Here is a 22956-nt window from a genome sequence, read left to right on the forward strand (position 1 = left end):
GCCAATACACCCGATTAGCGTTTTTCTAGTTGAACATCAGCCAGAATAGACCTTTCCCGCAAACGGAGAGGTCTTTCTTGGTTTATCGGCGGTTATGCTTTATTTATGGGGAACTGAAAGGGGGAGGCCGTCCGTGGAAACACGGGAATTGACGATAAATGATAAGGAGCGGTTCAATCGCTTCTTAGCGGAGCATCCTAAGGGACATGTCCTGCAATCTTGGGAATGGGGAGATATCAAAGCGAAAACGGGATGGCAGCCCCATCGCCTCATGATCGAGGACAAGGGGACGCCGGTAGCGGCTATCTCTATCCTCAAGCGCCGCATCCCGGGCATCGGCAAACATATCTTCTATGCGCCTCGGGGGCCTGTGTTTGACCCGGCCCAGCCAGAGATCGCCGATCGTCTCCTCCAGGCTGTCGAAGACTTGGCACGACGTGAGAATGCTGTTTTTCTAAAAATCGATCCCGATATCCATGCACCTTCTCCCCTTTGGAGCGATTATTTAGCGACTCGCGGCTTTCGGCTGGTCGATAAAGGGGAGGGCTTTGAAGGTGTGCAGCCCCGCCATGTGTTTCGCCTGGACATATCCGATGACCTGGACAAGGTCTTCGGCCGATTTCACCAAAAGACCCGCTACAACATACGGCTGGCGGAGCGAAAAGGCGTCGTCATCGATGAAAGCTGCACCAAAGCCGATCTACCCGTCTTTTACGAAGTCCTTAAGGAGACGACGGAGCGGGATAATTTCCTCGTCCGGGCTTACTCCTATTTTGAGGACATGTACGACTATCTCGTACCGGCTGGCTTAGCCAAACTTTTTGTCGCCCGCTACGAAGGAGAAGTCATCGCCGGTACCTTGGCCCTTATTCTCGGGAACAAGGCCTGGTATCTCTATGGTGCCTCATCGAACCGCCATCGCAACGTCATGCCCAACTACCTGATCCAATGGAAGATGATCTGTTGGGCGAAAGCCAACGGCTGTACCCTTTATGATTTCCGGGGTGTACCGGGGGATGTCGGGGAAGATCACCCGCTCTACGGGCTGGTTCGCTTCAAACGCGGTTTTAACGGGGACTATGTTCACTTCATCGGCGAATATGATCGAGTGTATCAGCCCTTTTTCTATAATTTCTGGAACGTGGCAGAACCACTGTATCAAAACACGGTCCGCAAACTCCTGGCATCGCGCAAGCGGTCCTGATGGAACGAGGAGGGTTGAGGACCGATGGACCAACTACATCTACCGGAAATTCTTACACCTCGAAGTCGATTGGATGAAGCTACCGGTGGCTTAGGCTGTTGGGTTCAGGTGGATTTGGATGCGCTCGCCCATAACGCCCGTGCTATCCGTAAGACTCTCGGTCATGAGTTGATCATCTATGGGGTGGTCAAAGCGAATGCCTATGGCTGCGGCGCTGTCGAGTCAGCCCGCTGTCTGATGGAAAACGGTGTCGACCGGCTGGCCGTGACCCATGTGTCGGAGGGAATTCAACTCCGGCAGAACGGTATCAAGGCGCCTATCCTGGTCATGGGACCGGCTTTTCCGGAAGAAATCGCTGCCTTGATTCACCACAAACTGACACCTGCGGTAGCCACCGTCGAGTTGGCTCAACGCATCGCTGATGAAGCGGGACGCTCCGGAAAGAGCAGCTATCCCATCCACGTGAAGATAGAAACAGGCCTCGGCCGCACCGGCGTATTTGCCGCTGCTGCCCCCGAACTGGCCGCTGCGATCGCCAGCCGGCCGGAATTGCAGCTTGAAGGTGCCTTTACACACCTGGCTACGGCGGCGACGGGCGATCGGCGGTTTGTTCATGACCAAGTGGCGAGATTCCAGGCGGCTGTGGCGGCCATGGAATCGGGGATCGGATCTCCGATCCCCATCAAACATGCCGCCAACTCGGCGGCTGCCCTCGCTTTTCCGCAGTACCGTTTTGATGCCGTCCGTCTTGGCACGGTCCTCTACGGTCAACCTCCCCTCTCCGCCGGGGAGCGGCTCGACTTGCGGGAAGTATGGGGACTGAAAGCCCGGATCGCCCATGTGTCCCTCTTGCCGGCGGACCATGGCGTCGGCTATGGTCGTGCCTTCATCACTCGCCGGCCGACGAAAGTAGCTGTTCTTCCCGTGGGGTATGTAGACGGATTTCAACTGGAGCCGGCCAGTGTGCCTACGGGCTTATGGGACTTGACGAAGGTGCTCATCAAAACGGCGGCAGCGTACTTCGGTGTCGGACCTTCATCGCGGTTTATCCGTATCGGAAAAGCAAAAGCGCCGGTCCTCGGCAAAGTGGCCATGCAGTTTACCATGGTCGATGTGACAGCGATACCGGATGTTCAGCCCGGCCACATCGCCGAAGTGCCTGCTCGGCGTACGGTGGTGGCCTTGAACGTACCGAGGGTCTATATCAGCGCCGATGAGCAGGAACGGCTCAATCAAGAGGTATCCTTAGCCAATTAGGCTACACGTTTAAACGTCAATGGTGAGCGCGTTTCGCATGCGAGTCTATAACCCCGTCGTACGGCGGGATAATCTCTAACTGGAAAACTCCTGGTATACGAAGGAGGGTTAAAGTTGGCGAAAGCGAAGAATTGGGTCATCGGCACCATTATCGGCCTCGTGATCCTTTCCCTGCTGGTCGTCGTCATCCGCGTCGGTGCTCACCGTCCAGAGGGCGGCATGAAGACGGGCGCGGGAGCCAACCGGGTGGCTGTCGTTCGACTCGAAGGGACGATCATGGACTCGGGAAGCTCCGGCGGATTGCTGGGAGGTAAAGGCGGGAGTGCTGATTTACTGGAGACGCTGCGGGAGATCCAGGAGGACAAAGAGCTGAAAGCGGTTGTTCTGCGAATCAACTCCCCTGGTGGCACATCGGCGGCGTCCCAGGAAATCGGGCAAGAGATACAGCGCGTACGGGAATCGGGTAAAGTGGTCGTCACCTCCATGGGCGATGTGGCTGCATCGGGAGGCTACTGGATCGCAGCGAAGTCTGATAAGATCGTAGCCAACCCAGCGACAACGACCGGCTCGATCGGAGTCATCATGGATCTGGCCAACTTGAAGGAATTGTACGATAAAATCGGCTATCGTCCGGAAGTGATCAAAAGCGGACCCCATAAAGATATCGCCTCATCGTCACGGGAAATGACACCGGAAGAGCGGCAAATCCTGCAGACGATGGTCAACGATATTTACGATCAGTTCGTCGATGTCGTAGCGGAAGGGCGGAAGCTGCCGAAGGAAACCGTTCGAACCTTGGCAGACGGCCGGGTCTATACGGGGCGGCAGGCGAAAGATCTAGGTCTCGTCGACGAGCTGGGCAACTTCTATGACGCCGTTCAACTCGCCGCCACCATGGCCGGCATGCAAGAAAAACCGGAGATCGTCGAATACGGACGACGGAGCCCCTTAGACGAAATCCTGGGCATGGAAAGTCGCTGGAAGGGAGCATCCGTAAGGGATACACTGTCGGGACTATCGGCAGAAGACTTGGTTCGCTTAATGGAACTTCTCAAAGGGAAACAGCCCTTGCCCTAGGGAGCACTCTTGCCGTCGGGGATACATTTGAAAGCACCCTTATAAGCCTGTGCGATTTCAATCCCTCGGACTGTATGTGCCCATTTTGCCAACCTGAAAATACCCCTGTAACCCGAGGCGGATACCTAAAAAGGAGGGCTTTCATGAGCGAAGAGAAACTCTCCGGAACTGAATTGACGGAAGGCCAATCGTCTGACCTTCAAGTCCCAGCACAAGGGGTGGCCACCGAGCCTGCTCAACCGAAACCGACGGTCGGACCCCAGCTTGCTCCTCTTCCTGAGAGCGAAGGCTACGCAGCTCCCTTGTCGAGCGGAGAAGACGTATACGCCGGGTGGAACCCCCAAACTGGTGAATACAGACCGAACGGGGGAACAGATCACCCCGATAAGGAAAGAGTAAGGCGCGATTGGTCCGTCACAGACTACCTCTATCAAGTGCTGGTCAATCCCAGTTTAGCCTTTTCCGCTGCCGCAGAACGTAAGCCGCTCGGGCTGGCCCTTTCCGTCGTCCTCGGAACATCGGTTATCAACTTGATCGTCAACATGAGTTTGGCCGATCGTACCGCTCTCTTTCACCCGCCTGGGGTCGCCAACGACGTGTTCGGCAACATCGTCGCCGGCATGAGCCTCTTTGCCGTCTTGATCGGCATCATCATGTGGTTTGTCATGGCCGGCTTCTTCAACCTCGTCGGTGAACTTTTGGGCGGGCGAGGGAATGCCAAAGGTCTGTTGACGGCCTTAGGATTGGCCTATTGGCCCTCGATTCTGCTCGCCCCTGTGAACCTGGCCGGTCAATACCTGCCGGGAGGGAAAGTCATTCAATCGCTCGGTCTGCTTGGCGTGACTTTATGGGGGTTTGTACTGCAAGTGTTGGCGATCCGCGAGAGTCTTGGCCTCTCGACAGGCCGGTCCCTGTTGGTCATCTTTTTCCCCCTCATCGTCATCATTTTGTTCATCGCCCTGATGGCGGGGGTGATGATATCCTTAATTCCCTTCGCGAACCACTTTCCGGTCATGTAAAAGCACTTCTAAAACGTCACAGCAAAAGCAAGAATGTTAAGAATTAGCAAAAAAATCCTGTTTCATAAAAAATGAGGCAGGATTTTCTTTTTTTGCTTCGAAATAAATATGAATCATTTTTGAATCGGTAAACGGATTAATCCGACAGGAGAACAAGGAAGGAATGACATCAGTGTGTGAACGTGTTCTAGTCGTGGACGACCAAAAGGGCGTTCGGCAATTGCTGCGGGAAGCATTGCGCATCGTAGACGTAACGGCGGAACTGGCTTCCGATGGACAACAAGCACTGGACCGTCTCAGCCAAGAAAGCTTCGGGCTCGTTCTTCTGGATATGAAAATGCCCGGCATGTCGGGACTGGAAGTGCTCACGGAAATGCGAAAACGAGGTGATCCGACCCCCGTCTGGATGATGACCGCTTATGAAGAAGTAAAACTGTACGAGGAGGCCCAGCGGCTCGGTGCCGAACAGTACGTGATCAAACCGTTCGACGTGATGGACCTAGCCCAAAAGATCAATATGTGGCTAAGATCCCCTGTGTAATCTGGGTGCGCAAAAAAGGATTTTGCTTTTCGGTGTGGAATATTGGGGGTAGAAAGGGGGTTCTTCCACATGATCTTGTCCACCATGACGGTCATCGCTCTCCGTTGTCCCGCCTGTGGTCGCATGGATTTTCATGCCTTGTCTCTCTTTTCCTTTGCGGGACGAAAAGTGAAAAAAATCCAATGTTCCTGCGGAGCGGCGTTAATGACGGTGGGCAGCAAGGACCGGAAACGCTTCTGGATTCAGACTCACTGTATCATGTGCGAAACCCAACACCTGCAATGGTTCACCCGAGAGCGCCTTTGGTCGCAACAACTGACGGAACTACGATGCACAGAGACGATGGTCGAAGTAGGGTTTATCGGACCTCGCGAAAAAGTGAAGACAGCCATACTCAGTCAAGACAAGTCTCTCTATGAGATGGCCGAAAACTTAGGACTCGCCGATTACTTTGAAAACCCTGAAGTCATGTACGCGATTTTGGAACGCCTGCACAAACTGGCTGAAGAGGGATCCCTTTCTTGTGAGTGCGGCAGTTTTCAAATTAATGTAGAAGTATATCCCGATCGGGTGGAACTTCGCTGTGAGCTCTGCGACAGTACCTATGTATGTTACGCTGAGTCAGACAATGACCTGCAATCCCTGTCGCGGTGTGCAGAGTTGCAAATCCAAGGATCTTCCCCCATAGCTCCTGAAAGCCGAAGAGCCCGTCGGCGTCGTACCAAAAAAAGCACATAATCGGTAAACAATCCGCCGCGGCGTTCCGAAAAACCGGTTCCGCGGTCTTTTCCTGTTTGTCTATCAAAGTGGGGCATAATAACCGGAAGGGAATATCGCCGACATGGCGAACCTTTACAGATGGACACATATCAAGGAGGAGATGTTTCACATGCCTTTGGTTTCAATGGCCCCCCTGTTGGCAAAAGCCGAAGAGGGCAAATACGCCGTCGGCGCATTCAATTGCAACAACATGGAGATTGTCCAAGCGATCATCGCCGCTGCGGAAGCGGAGCGATCGCCCGTCATCATCCAGGCTTCGCAAGGGGCTATTAAGTATGCTGGTATCGACTACATCGTCGCCCTAACGAAAATTGCTGCCGAAAACACCTTCGTCCCGGTGGCCTTGCACCTCGACCATGGCACCAGCTTTGACCAGTGCATGCAATGCATTCGCAGCGGCTTTTCCTCGGTCATGATCGACGGTTCTAAATATGCTTTGGAAGAAAACATCGCCATCACCAACCGTGTCCTCGCGGTGGCACGGGCCGTCGGTGTATCGGTGGAAGCGGAACTCGGAAAAATCGGCGGAACGGAAGACGACATCCACGTTGATGAGCGCGACGCCCTGTTCACCGACCCGAACGATGCCAAACGGTTCGTGGAAGAAACAGGCGTAGATGCCTTAGCTATCGCCATCGGAACGGCTCATGGGCAATACAAAGGCCGTCCGGAGCTGGACTTCGAACGCCTGAAAAAAATCAAATCCCTCGTCGACATGCCCATTGTCCTACATGGATCGTCCGGTGTACCGGAAGAAGATATCCGCAAAGCCATCGATCTGGGCGTCCGCAAGGTGAACATCGACACGAACCTGCGGGAAGCCTTTGTCGAAGGCGTCAAAGAAGCCATCGCCAAGAACCCAAATGAGATCGATCCGCGCAAACTCTTAGGCCCGGCCAAGACGAAAATGAGCGAAGTCATCCGGGAGAAAATCCGTATTTTCGGGTCTAACGGTAAAGTATAAGAAGAGTTAACGTATGGATGAGGAATATTTCTTTGAGGTGAGTTGGAACGATGAGGTTTTTTCTGGACAGCGCCAACATCGATGAAATCCGGGAAGCGAATGCCCTCGGTGTCATCAGTGGCGTAACGACCAACCCGTCACTCATTGCCAAGGAAGGCCGTAACTTCCGTCAGGTCGTGGAAGAAATCGTGGCGATTGTCGACGGGCCCATCTCGGCAGAAGTGATCAGCACCGATGCAGAGGGCATGGTCGCCGAAGCCCGAGAGCTGGCCCAGATCCACAAGAACATCGTCATTAAGATTCCCATGTGCGCCGAAGGATTAAAAGCCACCTCCCGCCTGTCCCGAGAAAAGATTCGCACCAACGTAACACTCATCTTTTCGGCGAACCAAGGCCTGCTGGCGGCGAACGCCGGTGCCACCTTCGTAAGCCCCTTTGTGGGACGGCTCGATGACGTAGGTCACGACGGGCTGGACGTCATCCGTGAAATGGTGGAGATCTTCGACATTCACGGCCTGGCTACGGAGATCATCGCCGCCAGTGTCCGCCATCCCCTCCATGTCACCGCTGCCGCCCGCGCCGGAGCGCCGATTGCGACCATCCCCTACAAAGTGCTCATGCAGATGGTGAAACATCCGCTGACCGATAAAGGGATTGAACAGTTTCTGAAGGACTGGGAAACGGTCAAAAATAAATAGGTCAAAGGCGACGCGGAACGCAAAATTTCACTTGGTAAGCGAAATATACTTATAAAACAAAACGTAACCCTGTAAGGCAAAAGGCAAACCTGCGGGCTGGGATGCTCATTGTGCCAACCCTGCCCGCTTTTTATTTTTGGGAGGAATACATAATGTACAGAGAACTGGCGCTCGAATTTGCCCGTGTCACCGAAGCGGCCGCCCTGGCTTCGGCCCGCTGGATGGGCCGAGGCGACAAAAACGCTGCCGATGATGCGGCGACCGAAGCCATGCGTGCCATGTTCGATACGATCAACATCCGGGGCACCGTCGTCATCGGCGAGGGTGAAATGGATGAAGCGCCGATGCTCTACATCGGTGAGAAAGTCGGTTTAGGGAACGGCGGAATCGAGCTGGATATCGCTGTCGATCCGCTGGAAGGAACGAACATCGTCGCCAAAGGGTTAAGTGGGGCTATCGCCGTGCTGGCGGCCGCTCATAAAGGCTGCCTGCTCCATGCCCCGGACATGTATATGAATAAGATCGTCGTCGGTCCCGAAGCGGCCGGATGCATCCACATCGACGCTCCGGTCGAGGAAAACCTCAATAATGTGGCTAAGGCGCTCGGAAAAGAAGTGGAACAACTCAGCGTCGTCATCCTGGATCGTCCCCGCCATCATGACCTGATCAGCCGCTGTCGAACAGCCGGAGCTCGGATTCAACTGATCACCGACGGCGACGTCGCTCCCGCTGTGGCTACCGCTTTTCCCGATTCCGGGGTGGACATCATGATGGGAATCGGCGGCGCTCCGGAAGGGGTTATCGCTGCGGCTGCTATTCGCTGCCTCGGTGGGGAGATGCAAGGACGCCTCGTTCCGGAGACGGAGGAAGAAGAAGCGCGCTGCCGGGCCATGGGTTTAGAAGATCCCCGCAAGATCCTTTTGCTCGATGATATGGTTCGGGGAGACGGAGTCATCTTCGCGGCGACGGGCATCACCGACGGGAGCCTGCTCAAAGGGGTTAAGTTCACCTCCCAAGGCGCCCGGACCCATACCGTCGTCATTCGCGGACGAACCGGAACGATTCGATTTATCGATGCGCTGCATAGACTGGATAAAAAGCCGAACTTCGGAAGAGGTCGATGCAGTCAAAAATAGCCCTTTTTAGAAGTCGCCACAAAAATAGATGTGACCATGAGGCAAGTGGTTCGCCAAACTGGCTTTTTCTATCGTAGGCTGTTACAATAGAGGTGACGGATGTATTGACAGAAAAATTCAGGGGGAAATCACCTTGACCTATTGGGTGAACTTCAAACGGTATATGCGCCTCAACTATCTGCGCCTGCTCCGGGTCAAAGACCAGCCGGAAGCACTGGCGCGAGGCATCGCCTTCGGTTTTGCCTCAGGATTTGGCCCCTTTATCGGGTTCGGCGTCTTCGCGGCCTGGGCTTTTGCGGCGCTGTTTCGAGGCAACCGGCTGGCAGCGGTGATCACTGCCCTCCTCTTCAAGTGGGCCATCCCGATCTTTGTCACCTCGAACATCTTCGTCGGGTCCTTGATCTGGGGCGAATCGGTCACCTTTCACGGAGGGCACCATCACTTGTTCACGCTGGATTTCTGGCGGCAGACGGGCGCTGTGTTTCTCACCGGCAGTGCTATCGACTCGGTGGCCGCCTATTTCCTAGCCTATTTTCCTCTATTGCAATGGGCGCAACGGCGCCGTGCACAGCGCCGAGTGGGCAAACGAGTATTGCAACATCACCTCGAATAACATTTACGGATTTTGGTGAAAATACCAAATGGACCGTAAATGATTCTGAGGTGATTTTTTTTACCATGTCTAATCCAGAAAGAGGCGGCAACCGCCCACGGGGGATTACCCGTCTCTTCGTTCTGTCTTCAATTGCCTTAACCTTGATCGTTCCCTTGCCAGCGTATAGCGACGAGGGAGAGGACGGGCTTTTCCGCCTGTTCAAAGGAGATAGTCTGACGACTGTAGCCTCGGAAGCAGTGCCGGCGGAACAAGAGGTAAGCCCGGAAGATTTGGCCACCCATCGGGTCGCTGAAGGGGAGACCTTATACGGTATTGCCCGTTCCTACGGCCTAAAAATCTCCGAGTTGTGCACCCTTAACCAGTTAAATCCGAACCAGGTGCTCGCCGTCGGCCGGACCCTGATCATCCCGGGATCGGTCGAGATGTTGGAGCCTGCTGCCGATTCGACGGCAGTACTTCCCACAGATCAAGCAACCGCGCCGAGTGAGAAAAAGGACGCCGTAACTCCTCGTTTCGCATCGCGCGGTGCATTGCTCTCTTCGATGCGGTTTCCCCTGGAAGGAGTCATCACCTCCGGCTTTGGCCCTCGCCATCAATCTTTCCACCACGGTGTCGATATCGCCGCCGATACGGGGAAAACGATTCGGGTTGCCCAAAGCGGACAGGTGACGTACGCCGGCTGGCTGCCGATCTACGGCAACACGGTCATCGTCGACCATGCCTTTGGCGTGTCGACGCTCTATGGCCATGCCTCCAAACTGCTCGTTGAAAAGGGAGATAAACTAGATAAGGGCGATTCATTGGCATTGGTGGGTTCGTCAGGTGTCGCCACCGGCCCCCACCTGCACTTCGAAGTGCGCCTCGACCGCCAGGCTGTCAATCCGCTGGCTTATATACGTAGTGCCAGTAAAAAAGTATAATTTTGCAACTCCACAGGGAGACGAATAAATCTGACTCTTGCACCATAGCTTGGGCTATGGTATAATCTCGGATGTTGACTGAGAGGCCAGAGTCCGGATCGATCCCGAAAAAGGACCGATCCTTGAGAAAGAGGTGAACCCTGTGAAGGAAGGCATCCATCCGAAATTTGACCGGACAACGGTAAGCTGCGCTTGTGGCGAAACCTTTGAAACCGGCTCGACCCGTAAGGAAATCAAAGTGGACGTTTGCTCCAAGTGCCATCCTTTCTTTACCGGCAAGACGCGCGCGATTGAAGCCGGTGGACGGGTTGATAAGTTCAAGAAAAAGTACGGTCTATAAGTCTTAAGTAGCAGAGCCTGCACAAAGCTCTGCTATTTTTCTATGGGGGAGAAGTGACATGGGGAAATTTCAATACGGCGGCCAAGCCGTCATTGAGGGCGTCATGATGCGAGGCCCTCAAGAAATGGCCATCGCTGTCCGCTGCCCCAATGACGAGATCGTGGTGAATAAGCAGTCGGTGGCATCCTGGATGAACGGCGCCCTCATGAAGACCCCCGTCATTCGGGGGACTGGGGCGCTGCTCGATGCCCTGATCCTCGGCGTTAAGGCGCTGTCTTTCTCGGCGAACAAAGCAGCCGATGAAGAGGAAGAGGAACTGTCGGCCTGGGAAATCACGGTGACCATCTCCATGGCTATGATTTTTGGGGCCGGTCTATTCATCTTTTTGCCGACGGCGGCGGCCCACCTGACCCGCCAAGTGATTTCCAGCCTTTTCGTCCAAAATGTCATCGAAGGGGCGGTCCGGATTGCCCTTTTCTTTGGCTATATCGCGGCCATTGCGCGCATGCCTGACATCCAGCGGGTCTTTCAATATCATGGCGCCGAGCACAAGACGATCCATGCCCATGAGGCAGGCGAAGAACTGTCTGTCGCTAATGTACAGCGCCACACGACCTTACACCCGCGCTGCGGCACCAGTTTTCTGCTCTTCGTGATGGTCATTAAGATCTTCGTCTTTTCTTTATTACCGGATGCGACCCTCTTTTGGAAGACGGCCTATCGGCTCGCCCTCGTTCCCTTTGTCGCGGGGATCAGTTATGAGATCATCAAACTCTCCGGACGCTATCCTCGGTTTTGGCTGATGAAGCTCTTTATTCTGCCGGGGCTGTGGCTGCAGAACATGACCACACAAGAGCCTGATGACAAGCAAGTGGAAGTGGCCATCCGCGCTCTACAAGCGGTTTTGCCGCAACCGGAGACGTCCGAAGCGAAAGAAACGACCACGGAAACAGAACCGATCTACCCTAAGGTATGTACCACTCTTGCCGATGCAGGTGAAGCGATATGATCGATAAGCTAGAAATTATTGAACAAAAATATGAAGAACTGACCCAGCTGTTGAGTGACCCCGATATCATCAGCGATCAGACGACATGGCAGCGCCACGCCAAAGCCCAAGCGGGCATGACGGAGATCGTCGAGGCCTTTCGGGAATACAAGAACGTCCTCGCCGGCATCGATGATGCGAAGGCCATGCTCGAAGAATCGGACCCGGAGCTCCGAGAGATGGCTTCGATGGAACTGGACGAACTTACGGAACGACAAGAGGAGCTGGAACAGCGGCTCAAGATCTTGCTCCTGCCGAAAGATCCGAACGACGACAAGAACGTCATCGTCGAAATCCGGGCCGGCACCGGCGGTGAAGAGGCCGGCCTCTTTGCGGGCGACCTCTATCGGATGTACAACCGTTACGCCGACCGGCAAGGATGGAAGACGGAGGTCCTTTCGGCGAACTACACCGACATCGGCGGGTTCAAAGAAGTGATCGTCCTGATCGAAGGGCAAGGGGCTTTTTCGAAATTGAAGTTTGAGTCGGGCGTTCACCGGGTCCAACGGGTCCCGGCGACCGAGTCGAGCGGCCGGATTCACACCTCAGCCGCTACCGTGGCTGTCCTTCCGGAAGCGGAAGAGGTGGAGATCGACATCAATCCGAACGAATTGCGCATCGACGTCTTCTGTTCCTCCGGCGCTGGCGGTCAGCACGTCAACAAGACCGAATCGGCTGTCCGCATCACCCACTTGCCCACAGGCATCGTTGTCTCTTGCCAAGACGAAAAGTCGCAGTTGAAAAACCGGGAAAAAGCGATGCGGGTACTGCGGGCTCGTCTGTTGGAAAAAGCCGAAGAAGAACAGCACGGCGAAATGGCCAGCGTCCGCAAGTCCATGGTGGGCTCTGGAGACCGGTCCGAACGCATTCGCACGTACAACTTCCCTCAAGGACGGGTCACAGACCACCGCATCGGCCTCACCTTACATCGTTTGGAAGCGATCCTCGACGGAGATATTCAAGAGATCATCGACGGGTTGATCGCCACAGATCAGGCGGAAAAGATGAAAAACATGCAGTAGATTCCGCAGGCTGCCTGGAGTCTTTAGTCTATTTATCATCACTCATCGGCGCAAAGTCTCTGCCAAGGGGATCTCAATAGTGCATAGGCATCACGCTATCATCATTCGGGAAGGCTGTGGTGTCTATGCGCTTTTCCGATTCTACCGGTTATCTCTGGGTGTCGAAAGAGCAATGTTGGAAGAAACGTAAGGTGATTCACGATGGGAATCTGGGAAAAGAAGCCGGCGACTGTTGGGGAAGCTCTGCAGGCGACGGTTTTTTTGTTTAAACATATGGAACTCTCGTCACTGCGGCTGGAGGCGGAGGTACTCTTCGCGTACGGAATGGAGAAGAGCCGGGCCGGTTTGCTGGCATCCTTGCGAGATCCGCTCACTGTGGAAATGGCGGAAAAGCTTGAAAGGCTCGTGATGGAGCGGTCCAAGGGTTGCCCGTTGCAGTATATTACGGGACGTCAAGAATTCTGGGGGATGGAACTTCAGGTGAATCCGGCTGTGCTGATCCCTCGAGCCGATACGGAACTGCTTGTAGAAGCGGCCCTAACGTCTCTGAAAGAGAAAATGGCCGGGTTCCCGAAGAGGCAGGACAAAGGATGCGACGATTCACCACCAGCTCAAGGTAGCGTTGCCGGGAAAGAGATCTGGCTGGCCGACGTGGGAACCGGTTCGGGAGCGATTGCACTCGCCATGGCCAAAGAGTTGCGCTGCGTCAATGTGATCGCGACCGATCTTTCTCCGGAAGCGTTGGCGACAGCCCGGGGGAATGCGGAGCGAAACGGTCTGGGCCATCGAATTACCTTCTGGGAAGGCGATCTGCTCGAACCGGTGATCGCGGCGGGGCTACCGTTGCAGGCGGTGTTGTCCAACCCGCCGTACATCCCCACAGAAGATATCGGCGGGCTTCAGCGGGAAGTGGCCCAGTTTGAACCTCGCCTGGCCTTGGACGGCGGCGGTGACGGTCTCCACCTGTACCGTCGCCTAATTCCCCAAGCCCGTAAGGTATTGGTGCCGGGAGGGCTGATCGCTTTGGAGATCGGCTTTGACCAAGGATCTTCCGTGGCTGAACTGATGGTTCAGCACGGCTTTGTTGAGGTCCGTGTCCTTCCGGATTTTCAAGGCCATGACCGTGTGGTCATGGGAAAGCTCGCCGAGAGAATCCCCTAGATGGACTCCCGTAAGAATCTATGTTGCATGAAACAGAACCGGATGGATAAAGTTAATCTGGGTTACGGTCCCTGTTAGTGCTATTCCAACCATATGCAATGCATTGCATATGGTTTCTCATGTGTTTTCTTTAGTTACAATCATCTTGCCGTAGCTTGAGCTAGATAGGGTCGTTGGATTTCAAAGGGGGGACTGAGGTGACTGCTCAAACACAAGTGATCGTAGCCGTCGCCATATTTTTGTTGACTTATGCCTTTATCATCTCCGAAAAGATCCACCGCATGGTCGTGGCTATGCTCGGTGCGGTGGTCTTCTTGCTCTTAGGCATTATGTCGCAAGAAGATGCTATCCATGCCATCGACTTCAATACACTGGGCCTATTGATCGGGATGATGATCATCGTCGGCATCACCCGCCGGACCGGTGTCTTCGAGTTTATCGCGGTCAAAGCAGCCAAGGTGGCCAAAGGGGATCCGTTGCGCATACTCGTGTTGCTAAGTTTGATTACGGCCTTTGCGTCAGCCTTTTTAGACAATGTAACAACGGTGCTCCTCGTGGTACCGGTGACCTTTTCCATCGCCCAGGAGATGGATGTCAACCCCATGCCCTTTTTAATCAGCGAAATCCTGGCCTCCAACATTGGCGGGACGGCCACGCTCATCGGCGATCCGCCGAACATCATGATCGGATCGGCCACAGGATTAAGTTTCAACGATTTTATTCTCAATTTGACGTTGCCGATTGTCATCATCCTGATCGTGACGGTGATGATTTTACGCCGTCTTTACCGGGACGACTTAGTGGCCGATGAGGAACGTAAGGCTCGTGTGATGGCCTTTGATGAGCGTGAGCAGATCAAAGATTGGGCGCTGCTGAAAAAATCACTTTTAGTGCTTGCATTGACGATCCTGGGCTTTATCCTTCACGGGCTGCTCAACCTAGAGTCGGCCACTATCGCCCTAGCTGGTGCCATCTTGCTCTTAGCCATCACCCGGGAGGAACCGGAGGACATTTTGCTTCATGTGGAATGGCCGACCATTTTCTTCTTCGTCGGGCTCTTCGTGCTCGTCGGCGGCTTGGAGCATTTGGGGGTCATCCGCTGGATTGCCCAAGAGGGGTTGAAACTGACAGGCGGTCTTCTTGGGCCGACAGCCATGTTTGTGCTTTGGATTTCGGCCATCGCCTCGGCCTTTGTGGACAACATTCCCTTCGTGGCCACCATGATCCCCATGATCAAGGCGATGGGTGAGATGAGCGGGATGGATTTGAATCCGCTCTGGTGGAGTTTAGCCTTAGGCGCTTGTCTCGGCGGCAACGGTACTTTAATCGGAGCCTCGGCTAACGTCATCGTCGCCGGTCTCGCTGAGAAGAACGGATTTCCTATCTCTTTCATGGGGTTTATGAAAGTCGCCTTCCCACTGATGCTGGTCAGCATCGTCATTTCCACGATCTATGTGGGCGTTCGCTATCTGGGATGGCTCTTCTAACGTAGAACCTGCCCCGGGATGAACTTACTGGCATCATGAGTAAAAATAAAAGGCTGCAGATAAATACGGACCGCACATGAGCAAATAACAACAAGGTTAGACAGGATATAAAAGCGGTTAAAGTGATGATATGGTGTGATGAAGCGATGACAGAAACAAAAATCTGGCGGGTCGACCCGCACAACTTTCACCTGGGCGAAATACAGGAAGCGGCTCTTCTACTGCGGGCAGGTAAGCTGGTCGCCTTTCCGACGGAGACGGTATACGGTTTAGGGGCAAACGCCCTGGACGTGCAAGCCGTTCAAGGCATCTTTCGGGCGAAAGGCCGGCCTTCCGATAACCCATTGATCGTACATATTACCGGACTGGATGAACTGGCGCCGCTCGTCTCTGATTTCCCGCCGATGGCACAGAAAATGGCGGAACTGTTCTGGCCCGGTCCGCTGACGATAATCTTACCGGCGTCGAAGCAGGTTCCTGCGGAAGTGACAGCAGGACTGTCGACAGTGGCTATTCGTATGCCTTCCCATCCGGTGGCCCGGGAACTGATCCGGAGCGCCAAGGTTCCCGTCGCTGCACCATCGGCGAACCGTTCGGGAAAACCGAGCCCCACCACAGCCGATCATGTGCGGCAGGATCTCTGGGGACGAGTCGATGGTCTCGTCGACGGGGGAGAGTGTACGGTAGGGTTGGAATCGACGGTCGTCGATGTGACTGGTGATCATCCTGTTATTCTGCGCCCTGGCGGAATCACTCGAGAGATGTTGTCAATGCATTTCGAAGGCGTTGAAGTGGACGGGGAACCCGGTGTAACCAAAGCAATTGCGGAGCGGCCTTCAGAAGTAACGGCTGAACATTCCTTCCCGACTGAGGAGCATGTCCCTGTAGAGAATCGCCTCTCTGTAGAAAATCGTCTCCCTGCGGAGAAGCGTCTCGGAGAAGCGAACGGTGAGGCTGCCTCGCCAGCTAATCCGGCCCCTCGTTCACCGGGGATGAAATATACTCACTATGCTCCCAAGGCGCCTGTTTACTTGCTTACAGGGCCGTGGAAAGAGCAGGTAAAAGCGATAACGGTACTTCTGGAGAAAGAAACAGACCCACTCGGTCTACTGATCTCTGAAGAAACCTACGAGCACATTAAGGAACTCTTACCCCAAGAGTGCGGCTCAAAATACCTGATTCGTTTAGCCGGTTCCCGGGAAGACTTACGGTCAGTGGCCTATCGCTTGTTTGGATCCTTGCGGTCCTTTGATGAGACGTCGGTAACGGCCATCATTGCGGAGAGTTATCCTCGAGAAGGCATCGGCATGGCGCTGATGAACCGGCTGACGAAAGCGGCTGGCGGGCGGATTTGGCGCGAATAGTCCTTCTTGCTTGTCTAACGCCTGCATATACCTGTAGCGTAGTCGATGCAGCTCGACGCAGCGGCCCAAGGCGAACGAAGGCCATCGGACGATGTGGCTAAAGTGGGGGTTTGGGGATGAGCTATTGGGCTCTGGGTATTTTGGCAGTTGGATTAGGTGCCGATGCTTTTTCCATGGCCATCGGCATCGGCCTGGAAGGGGTTCGGCGGAGGGACGCCTTTTTGCTGGGGCTGGTTGTAGCCCTCTTTCACGTCTTCATGCCTTGGATCGGGATTGTCCTGGGCACCACATTGGGGCATTTTATCGGCCAATTGGCCACCTATATCGGTGCAGCGGTGCTCTTTTTTCTCGGGGGCCGCATGCTCTTTCACGCCTGGAAGAAAGAGCCGGAAGACCCTCTCCACGGGCGGAACCTGCCGGGGCAAGGGATGAGACTGCCCGGATCAAACCGGACCTGGGGAAATCATCAAGGGGCTGCGGCGACTGCAGGAACCGCTATAGCCGGACGCCCCTTTACGCCGACCTTGTGGGGATTGATCGTCGTCGGTGCCGCTGTGAGCATGGACGCCTTAAGTGTGGGATTTTCTCTGGGCACCGTCGGCGCCCAACTGGTTCCGACGATCCTGACCTTCGGCGTCGTGGCGGGCATCATGACCGTCGCCGGCGCACTCATCGGTCGACAAGTGAGTCAACTCTTAGGCAGCACGGCCCAGATCGTCGGAGGGTTGATTTTATTAGGCATTGGTATTAAGCTTTTGATAGGATAATCCGGCTCGAACAGGGCTGGTGTGGAATTGCCGGAGGGATCGACCTGTTTACGCTGCTCTTCGTATGTACAGGCAATACCTGTCGCAGTCCGATGGCACAGGTGCTGGCCCAAAAAGGGATCGCTCAGCGAGGATGGAAGGATCAAGTGAAGGTAGCTTCCGCCGGTACGATGGCTTGGCCGGGAGCGCCCGCGTCGGCCCATGCCCAAAAAGTGATGGCTGACCGGAACCTCGACTTGTCCCAACACGCTTCGCAACCGCTCGATGAAGACCTCCTGCGAGAGGCCGATCTCATTCTCACGATGACGGGAAGTCACCGGGACATGGTGCTGCAAGCGGTGCCGGGGAACGAAGGAAAAGTCTATGCTATCAGAGAGTATATTGGTAAAGAAGGAGACATCGCCGATCCCTTTGGCCAGAGTGAACGGGCTTATGCCCGTTGTGCTGCTGAAATCGAGGAAGTCATCGAAAAAGCAATGGATCGGATCGAGCAGTCCTTGAAGAGGGGAAGCCAAGACATCGTTTGACGCCCTGTCAACCGATGTTTTTTTATAGGGTTGCTCGCGGTGCAAAAGGGAAACGATACTTTCTGTCGAATAAACACACATTTAGGGTTAACATAGGGGTTATATTTGAATTAAACTAACCTTGGGATTACCCGTTCATAGAGCGAAAGGGTTACAGGCGGTAACTCGCTTCGGGTTACCCATTCGAACGGTAGTTAAGAATCTGGAGTGAAATGCATGAAAATCGCGATCGGCAGTGACCACGGCGGCTTTCGCCTGAAAGAGGAGATCAAATCCTATTTTGCGAAAGAAGCCGGTAACCAACAGATCACCCTGGACGATCTGGGAACCCACTCAGAAGAATCGGTGGACTATCCGGACTTCGGCGCCAAAGTCGCCCGGGCCGTAGCTGCCGGAGAATACGATTTTGGCATCGTCATCTGTGGGACGGGCATCGGCATCTCCATCGCCGCCAACAAAGTACCTGGTATCCGCTGTGCCTTATGTTCCGATACCTTCTCGGCGAAAATGGCCCGGGAGCATAATGACGCCAACGTGCTCGCCATGGGCGAACGGGTCATCGGACCGGGACTCGCTCGAGAAATCGTGGCCGCCTTCTTCTCCAGCGACTTTGCCGGAGGGCGCCATGCTCGCCGTGTCGAAAAACTGCGTGCCTTGGAACAGTAGGGGGACGTCGAAGATGAACGACATCGGGGCTCAAGTGACCACGGCCGCGACAGAACTGGTCCAGATGGCTGGTTTGGAGCCGGAACAGATTCTCGTCGTAGGCTGCAGCACCTCGGAAGTGCTTGGGGCCATGATCGGAACCGGCGGTTCTGAAGAGGTGGCCCAGGAGATTCTTAAAGCGCTGCTGTCGGTGACCCAAAGCCGCCGTATCTTCCTGGCCATTCAATGCTGTGAACATTTAAACCGTGCCCTGGTGGTCGAGCGGGAAATGTTGAAACTCTACCGTGAGTTGGAGCCGGTGAGCGTCAAACCGGTGGCCAAAGCCGGCGGCTCACTCGCGGCGCAGGCGATGAACGGTTTTGCCGAGCCGGCGGTGGTGGAAAGCATCCGAGCCCATGCGGGGTTGGACATCGGCGAGACCTTGATCGGCATGCACCTAAAGCCCGTCGCGGTGCCTGTCCGTCTCAGCCTTCGTCACATCGGACATGCCCGCCTGAATGCCGCCCGTACCCGGCCGAAACTCATCGGCGGAGAAAGAGCCTGCTACATGTAACACTCAATTGTATCCCCTGAGGATATATTGAGGCATAAGAACATGTTCGCATATTCAAAATGAAAAACAGGGGGCCTTTTTTGTGAGCGACTGGAAGTACCTGAGTCACGTCGACCCTGACGTGGCCGCAGCCATGGACCGGGAGAAGAACCGGCAGAAAAACAACATCGAACTGATCGCATCCGAAAACTTCGTCAGTGAAGCTGTCCTGGAAGCAGCCGGCAGCGTCCTGACCAACAAATACGCCGAAGGCTATCCCGGCAAGCGCTACTACGGCGGCTGCGAATTCGTCGACGAAGTGGAAGCCATCGCTATCGCCCGGGCCAAAGAACTCTTCGGTGCCGAACATGCCAACGTACAGCCCCACTCGGGCGCCAATGCCAACCTGGGCGTCTACTTCGCCTGCTTAGAGCCGGGCGATACGGTCCTAGGCATGAACCTGGCCCACGGCGGTCACTTGACCCATGGATCGCCTGTAAACATCTCCGGTAAATACTACAACTTCGTCGCCTACGGTGTCGACAAAGAGACAGGCATGATCGATTATGACGAAGTGGCCCGGATCGCTCGGGAAGCCAAGCCGAAGCTGATCGTCGCCGGCGCCAGCGCCTATCCGCGTACCCTCGACTTTGCTCGCTTCCGGGCGATCGCCGACGAAGTAGGAGCCCTCTTCATGGTCGACATGGCCCACATCGCCGGTCTCGTCGCCGCCGGTCTGCATCCGTCGCCGGTTCCTTATGCCGACTTTGTGACGACGACGACCCACAAAACCCTCCGGGGACCTCGCGGCGGCATGATTCTCTGCAAACAGGAATGGGCCGCTAAGATCGACAAAGCCATCTTCCCAGGCATGCAGGGCGGACCGCTCATGCACATCATCGCGGCCAAAGCGGTGGCATTCAAAGAAGCCTTAGCGCCGGAATTTAAGACCTATCAGGCGCAAATCGTCAAAAACGCGAAAGCGCTCTCGGAAAGCCTGATGGAGCGGGGCTTCCAGCTCGTTTCGGGCGGTACCGATAACCATCTGATGCTGCTCGACCTGCGCAACAAAGACCTGACCGGTAAGGTGGCCGAAAAACGCCTTGACGAGACGAACATCACCGTCAACAAAAACGCTATTCCCTTCGACCCGCAAAGCCCCTTTGTCACCAGCGGTGTTCGCATCGGTACGCCGGCTGCCACATCTCGGGGCATGGACGAAGCGGCTATGGTCAAAATCGCCGAAGCGATCGACCTCTGCCTCAGCGACGGCAGCGAGGCCGCTTTGGATAAAGCCCGTGCCATCGTAAAAGAACTCTGTCAGCAATTCCCCTTATACGCCTAAACGTAAGGGCGAAGAAGAACCGTAAAGTTTTTTGCGGTGATTGGCCCTTCAGGGTAGTCGGCCTTCTCGATATCCGGGATGGCTTTCGCCCCTCGAGGTTACCCTAAGATCGGCCCGAGAACACTCTGACATCGACATCGATCTGGCATCACGTTGACATCATCGTAATGACGCTACTCCCGATGATTCACGAACATATATGAATTCAAGCTTCGGTTTATATGTAAAAGGCAACTTGCAAGACGGTTTTGAACAAACGGGGGTAATAATTACATGGCCAAAGTCTTTATCATGGATCACCCGCTGATCCAGCACAAACTCACCTTTATCCGTTCTAAGTCGACCGGTGCCAAAGAGTTTCGGGAACTGGTCGAAGAAGTCGCCATGCTGATGGCCTATGAAGTGACTCGGGACCTGCCGCTGGCCGAAGCGGAAGTCGAAACCCCTATCGCCGTGACCAAGACGAAAGTGCTCGCCGGCAAAAAGCTCGGCGTTGTCGCCATCCTCCGGGCAGGGCTGGGCATGATCAACGGATTTGTCAAACTCATCCCGGCAGCCAAGGTGGGCCATGTGGGCCTCTACCGCGATCCGGAAACACTGGAACCGGTTGAATACTACTGCAAACTGCCGCAAGATGTGGCCGAACGGGAAATGATCGTCATTGACCCGATGCTGGCTACAGGCGGTTCGGCTTCGGCGGCGTTGACATTGCTCAAGAAAAAAGGTGCCCGCAACCTCAAACTGGTCGTCCTCATCGCCGCTCCCGAAGGGGTGGCTCGCGTAGAGAAGGATCATCCCGATGTGAACATCTTTACGGCTGCCCTCGATCCCCGGTTGAATGAACACGCCTACATCGTTCCCGGACTCGGCGATGCGGGAGATCGGCTGTTCGGCACGAAATAAAAAAACACCCCCATCGTCCTAATCGGACAGGGGTGCCACTGTGCCACCGGTGATGTTTACCAGCGAGTAAACATCACCGGTGGCATATGTTCTTTTACATGCCTGGAAAAACCTAATCAAGGTTATAGAAGGCTTAAAAAAAACCTCCCGATGCGACGCCTCCAACGATGGCACCGACGACAGCGCCAACCACAGCGCCTGCGACGGCTCCGATGATCACCATAGCCATTTGTTTCACTCCATTTGCTGTAACGTTATCGAGAATCGGTGGGAAATAAAGAAGCAAAAAGTGCGGCAAGAGAGACTGTGAAGGAGAAACCAAAGGCGGGAAAATTTCCTAGACGGTATTATCACCCAAAACAGGCATGTAAATACGGCAATCTTTTCTGATAAGGAATTTTCTGACACCGGCAGCGGTGAGTTACGACTTTTCTTATGGTAATGGGTACACAAAGATACGTAAATGTTTTTACAAGAAATAGCGCAAGTTAGAATAATTAATAAAAACAAAAACATAAAATTTCAAAAATAAAGTAATGAGATTGAGAAATTACTCTAAATAATTAGATTCAGAATAGGTAGGGTTTTCCGCGAAAGGGCCGAATTTCTTGCTCTTACGGGATGATTCTTATATCATAATGACGTAACATCATTCGTCCATTGAGTTATCCTTTTTGAAGGGGACTGCCATGCGAAAAGATTGGGACAGTTACTTTTTAGACATCGCCTTCGAAGTGGCCAGTCGCAGCACCTGCCCGAGAAGAAGCGTCGGTGCGGTCATTGTCAAAGACAAACGCATCAAAGCGACAGGATACAACGGCAGCCCTGCCCGACTGCCTCACTGTGCTGACGAAGGCTGTTACATGTTGAACCATCATTGCATCCGTACGATCCATGCGGAGGTCAATGCGCTGCTCGAGTGTGCGCCCGATGATCGCAAGGGCGCCACCGTCTATGTTACAGACAGGCCCTGCGCAGAGTGCTCGAAACTGCTCATCTCCACAGGGATTTCCAGAGTCGTCTTTGCCCGGGACTATCACACCGACTGTGACTGGTTCGCCCTTGCCCCTTGGATGGAAGTCGTTCATAAACCGACGCGGGAAAAGGGAGACGAATAAATGGCGGAACTCGTAAAACAGTTGGAAAAAGTGTTCCCCCGTTTAGCCCTCACGCCGACCATCGAAAGCACCATGATCAAGCTCGTCGAAGAGGCGGGAGAACTGGCGGAAATCTGCGGGAAAGTCCGGCAGCTCAATGGAGAAGAGCGGCAGACGGTCGTGCGGAAACTGCGTGCCCGGGAATTAACGCGCCTGTTGGAACGGTTCTTAGAGCCGGGAAAAGCCGTGCCGGCGTCCGATTTGGCGTCCTGCCTGGCTGCACTGCAGCCCGATGAGGTTGAAGCCCAATTGGCTCCGAAAGAGATCGATAAGCTCATCGCCCGGGAACTGCTCGACGTGATGCAGACCTGCGCCACCTTTATGTATCAGTTGGACGTCGATTTGGACAGCCTGATCGCGGAACACCGGGAAAAGCTCACCTTTCGAGGTTATTTAGCCTCGAATTCTGTTGAAAGGCAGTGAAC

25 protein-coding genes are annotated in these 22956 nt (G+C 54.6%); all 25 read left to right on the plus strand.

Annotated elements, in window-relative coordinates; translation table 11 throughout:
* The first annotated feature begins 133 nt into the window (after positions 1 to 133).
* The 25 genes from GJ688_RS11225 (at position 134) to GJ688_RS21560 (ending at position 22954) form a co-directional block, all read left to right on the plus strand.
* Positions 134 to 1204, plus strand: coding sequence for a lipid II:glycine glycyltransferase FemX (locus tag GJ688_RS11225; protein ID WP_328597359.1), 1071 nt, complete (start codon positions 134 to 136; stop codon positions 1202 to 1204).
* Positions 1205 to 1228: 24 nt separating this feature from the next.
* The gene (gene alr / locus GJ688_RS11230; RefSeq protein ID WP_155476651.1) at positions 1229 to 2461 is read left to right on the plus strand and encodes an alanine racemase; all 1233 of its coding nucleotides are present in this window, start codon (positions 1229 to 1231) and stop codon (positions 2459 to 2461) included.
* A 114-nt stretch (positions 2462 to 2575) separates the two neighbouring features.
* Positions 2576 to 3538 carry a signal peptide peptidase SppA gene (sppA, locus tag GJ688_RS11235; protein ID WP_155476652.1) on the plus strand — a complete coding sequence of 321 codons (963 nt, stop codon included), beginning with the start codon at positions 2576 to 2578 and terminating at the stop codon, positions 3536 to 3538.
* 143 nt (positions 3539 to 3681) lie between these two features.
* Complete coding sequence (locus GJ688_RS11240) at positions 3682 to 4557, plus strand: Yip1 family protein (RefSeq protein ID WP_170291899.1); 876 nt, start codon at positions 3682 to 3684, stop codon at positions 4555 to 4557.
* Positions 4558 to 4720: 163 nt separating this feature from the next.
* Complete coding sequence (locus tag GJ688_RS11245; RefSeq protein WP_155476654.1) at positions 4721 to 5098, plus strand: response regulator; 378 nt, start codon at positions 4721 to 4723, stop codon at positions 5096 to 5098.
* Positions 5099 to 5167: 69 nt separating this feature from the next.
* Positions 5168 to 5836 (plus strand): hypothetical protein, encoded by a 669-nt coding sequence (locus tag GJ688_RS11250; protein WP_155476655.1) that lies wholly within the window; start codon positions 5168 to 5170, stop codon positions 5834 to 5836.
* A 151-nt stretch (positions 5837 to 5987) separates the two neighbouring features.
* On the plus strand, positions 5988 to 6842 hold the full coding sequence (locus GJ688_RS11255; RefSeq protein WP_155476656.1) for a class II fructose-1,6-bisphosphate aldolase: 855 nt from the start codon (positions 5988 to 5990) through the stop codon (positions 6840 to 6842).
* Positions 6843 to 6892: 50 nt separating this feature from the next.
* Entirely contained in the window at positions 6893 to 7540 is a 648-nt protein-coding gene (gene fsa / locus GJ688_RS11260) for a fructose-6-phosphate aldolase (RefSeq protein ID WP_155476657.1), read from the plus strand.
* A gap of 152 nt (positions 7541 to 7692) precedes the next feature.
* The gene (gene glpX, locus GJ688_RS11265; protein ID WP_155476658.1) at positions 7693 to 8676 is read left to right on the plus strand and encodes a class II fructose-bisphosphatase; all 984 of its coding nucleotides are present in this window, start codon (positions 7693 to 7695) and stop codon (positions 8674 to 8676) included.
* A 133-nt stretch (positions 8677 to 8809) separates the two neighbouring features.
* Positions 8810 to 9289, plus strand: coding sequence for a DUF2062 domain-containing protein (locus GJ688_RS11270; RefSeq protein WP_155476659.1), 480 nt, complete (start codon positions 8810 to 8812; stop codon positions 9287 to 9289).
* A 65-nt stretch (positions 9290 to 9354) separates the two neighbouring features.
* A complete protein-coding gene (locus tag GJ688_RS11275) occupies positions 9355 to 10212 on the plus strand; it encodes a peptidoglycan DD-metalloendopeptidase family protein (RefSeq protein ID WP_170291900.1) in 858 nt (285 codons plus the stop codon).
* 142 nt (positions 10213 to 10354) lie between these two features.
* Positions 10355 to 10552 (plus strand): 50S ribosomal protein L31, encoded by a 198-nt coding sequence (rpmE, locus tag GJ688_RS11280; RefSeq protein WP_170291901.1) that lies wholly within the window; start codon positions 10355 to 10357, stop codon positions 10550 to 10552.
* 58 nt (positions 10553 to 10610) lie between these two features.
* Positions 10611 to 11561 (plus strand): DUF1385 domain-containing protein, encoded by a 951-nt coding sequence (locus GJ688_RS11285; protein WP_155476661.1) that lies wholly within the window; start codon positions 10611 to 10613, stop codon positions 11559 to 11561.
* Positions 11558 to 12622 (plus strand): peptide chain release factor 1, encoded by a 1065-nt coding sequence (gene prfA, locus GJ688_RS11290; RefSeq protein WP_155476662.1) that lies wholly within the window; start codon positions 11558 to 11560, stop codon positions 12620 to 12622. Before GJ688_RS11285 ends, prfA begins: the two co-directional genes overlap by 4 nt.
* A gap of 201 nt (positions 12623 to 12823) precedes the next feature.
* Positions 12824 to 13783 carry a peptide chain release factor N(5)-glutamine methyltransferase gene (gene prmC / locus GJ688_RS11295; RefSeq protein ID WP_155476663.1) on the plus strand — a complete coding sequence of 320 codons (960 nt, stop codon included), beginning with the start codon at positions 12824 to 12826 and terminating at the stop codon, positions 13781 to 13783.
* Between the two features lie 197 nt (positions 13784 to 13980).
* The gene (locus tag GJ688_RS11300; protein ID WP_170291902.1) at positions 13981 to 15270 is read left to right on the plus strand and encodes an ArsB/NhaD family transporter; all 1290 of its coding nucleotides are present in this window, start codon (positions 13981 to 13983) and stop codon (positions 15268 to 15270) included.
* Between the two features lie 125 nt (positions 15271 to 15395).
* Positions 15396 to 16634, plus strand: coding sequence for an L-threonylcarbamoyladenylate synthase (locus tag GJ688_RS11305; RefSeq protein WP_207708804.1), 1239 nt, complete (start codon positions 15396 to 15398; stop codon positions 16632 to 16634).
* A gap of 116 nt (positions 16635 to 16750) precedes the next feature.
* Positions 16751 to 17401, plus strand: a complete 651-nt coding sequence (locus tag GJ688_RS11310) for a manganese efflux pump MntP (RefSeq protein WP_155476665.1) — start codon at positions 16751 to 16753, stop codon at positions 17399 to 17401.
* 53 nt (positions 17402 to 17454) lie between these two features.
* On the plus strand, positions 17455 to 17928 hold the full coding sequence (locus GJ688_RS11315; RefSeq protein ID WP_268892066.1) for a low molecular weight protein arginine phosphatase: 474 nt from the start codon (positions 17455 to 17457) through the stop codon (positions 17926 to 17928).
* A gap of 216 nt (positions 17929 to 18144) precedes the next feature.
* On the plus strand, positions 18145 to 18594 hold the full coding sequence (gene rpiB, locus GJ688_RS11320) for a ribose 5-phosphate isomerase B (RefSeq protein ID WP_155476667.1): 450 nt from the start codon (positions 18145 to 18147) through the stop codon (positions 18592 to 18594).
* Positions 18595 to 18607: 13 nt separating this feature from the next.
* A complete protein-coding gene (locus GJ688_RS11325) occupies positions 18608 to 19147 on the plus strand; it encodes a TIGR01440 family protein (protein WP_155476668.1) in 540 nt (179 codons plus the stop codon).
* 52 nt (positions 19148 to 19199) lie between these two features.
* Positions 19200 to 20471, plus strand: a complete 1272-nt coding sequence (locus GJ688_RS11330; RefSeq protein WP_407928952.1) for a serine hydroxymethyltransferase — start codon at positions 19200 to 19202, stop codon at positions 20469 to 20471.
* Between the two features lie 273 nt (positions 20472 to 20744).
* Positions 20745 to 21374 (plus strand): uracil phosphoribosyltransferase, encoded by a 630-nt coding sequence (gene upp, locus GJ688_RS11335; RefSeq protein WP_155476669.1) that lies wholly within the window; start codon positions 20745 to 20747, stop codon positions 21372 to 21374.
* Between the two features lie 689 nt (positions 21375 to 22063).
* Positions 22064 to 22492: a deoxycytidylate deaminase gene (locus GJ688_RS11345; protein WP_155476671.1), complete on the plus strand. Its 429-nt coding sequence runs from the start codon at positions 22064 to 22066 to the stop codon at positions 22490 to 22492.
* A complete protein-coding gene (locus GJ688_RS21560; protein ID WP_155476672.1) occupies positions 22493 to 22954 on the plus strand; it encodes a nucleoside triphosphate pyrophosphohydrolase family protein in 462 nt (153 codons plus the stop codon).
* Positions 22955 to 22956: the final 2 nt, after the last annotated feature.

It is taken from the genome of Heliobacterium mobile, assembly GCF_009720735.1.
In the GTDB taxonomy this organism is placed as follows: domain Bacteria; phylum Bacillota; class Desulfitobacteriia; order Heliobacteriales; family Heliobacteriaceae; genus Heliobacterium; species Heliobacterium mobile.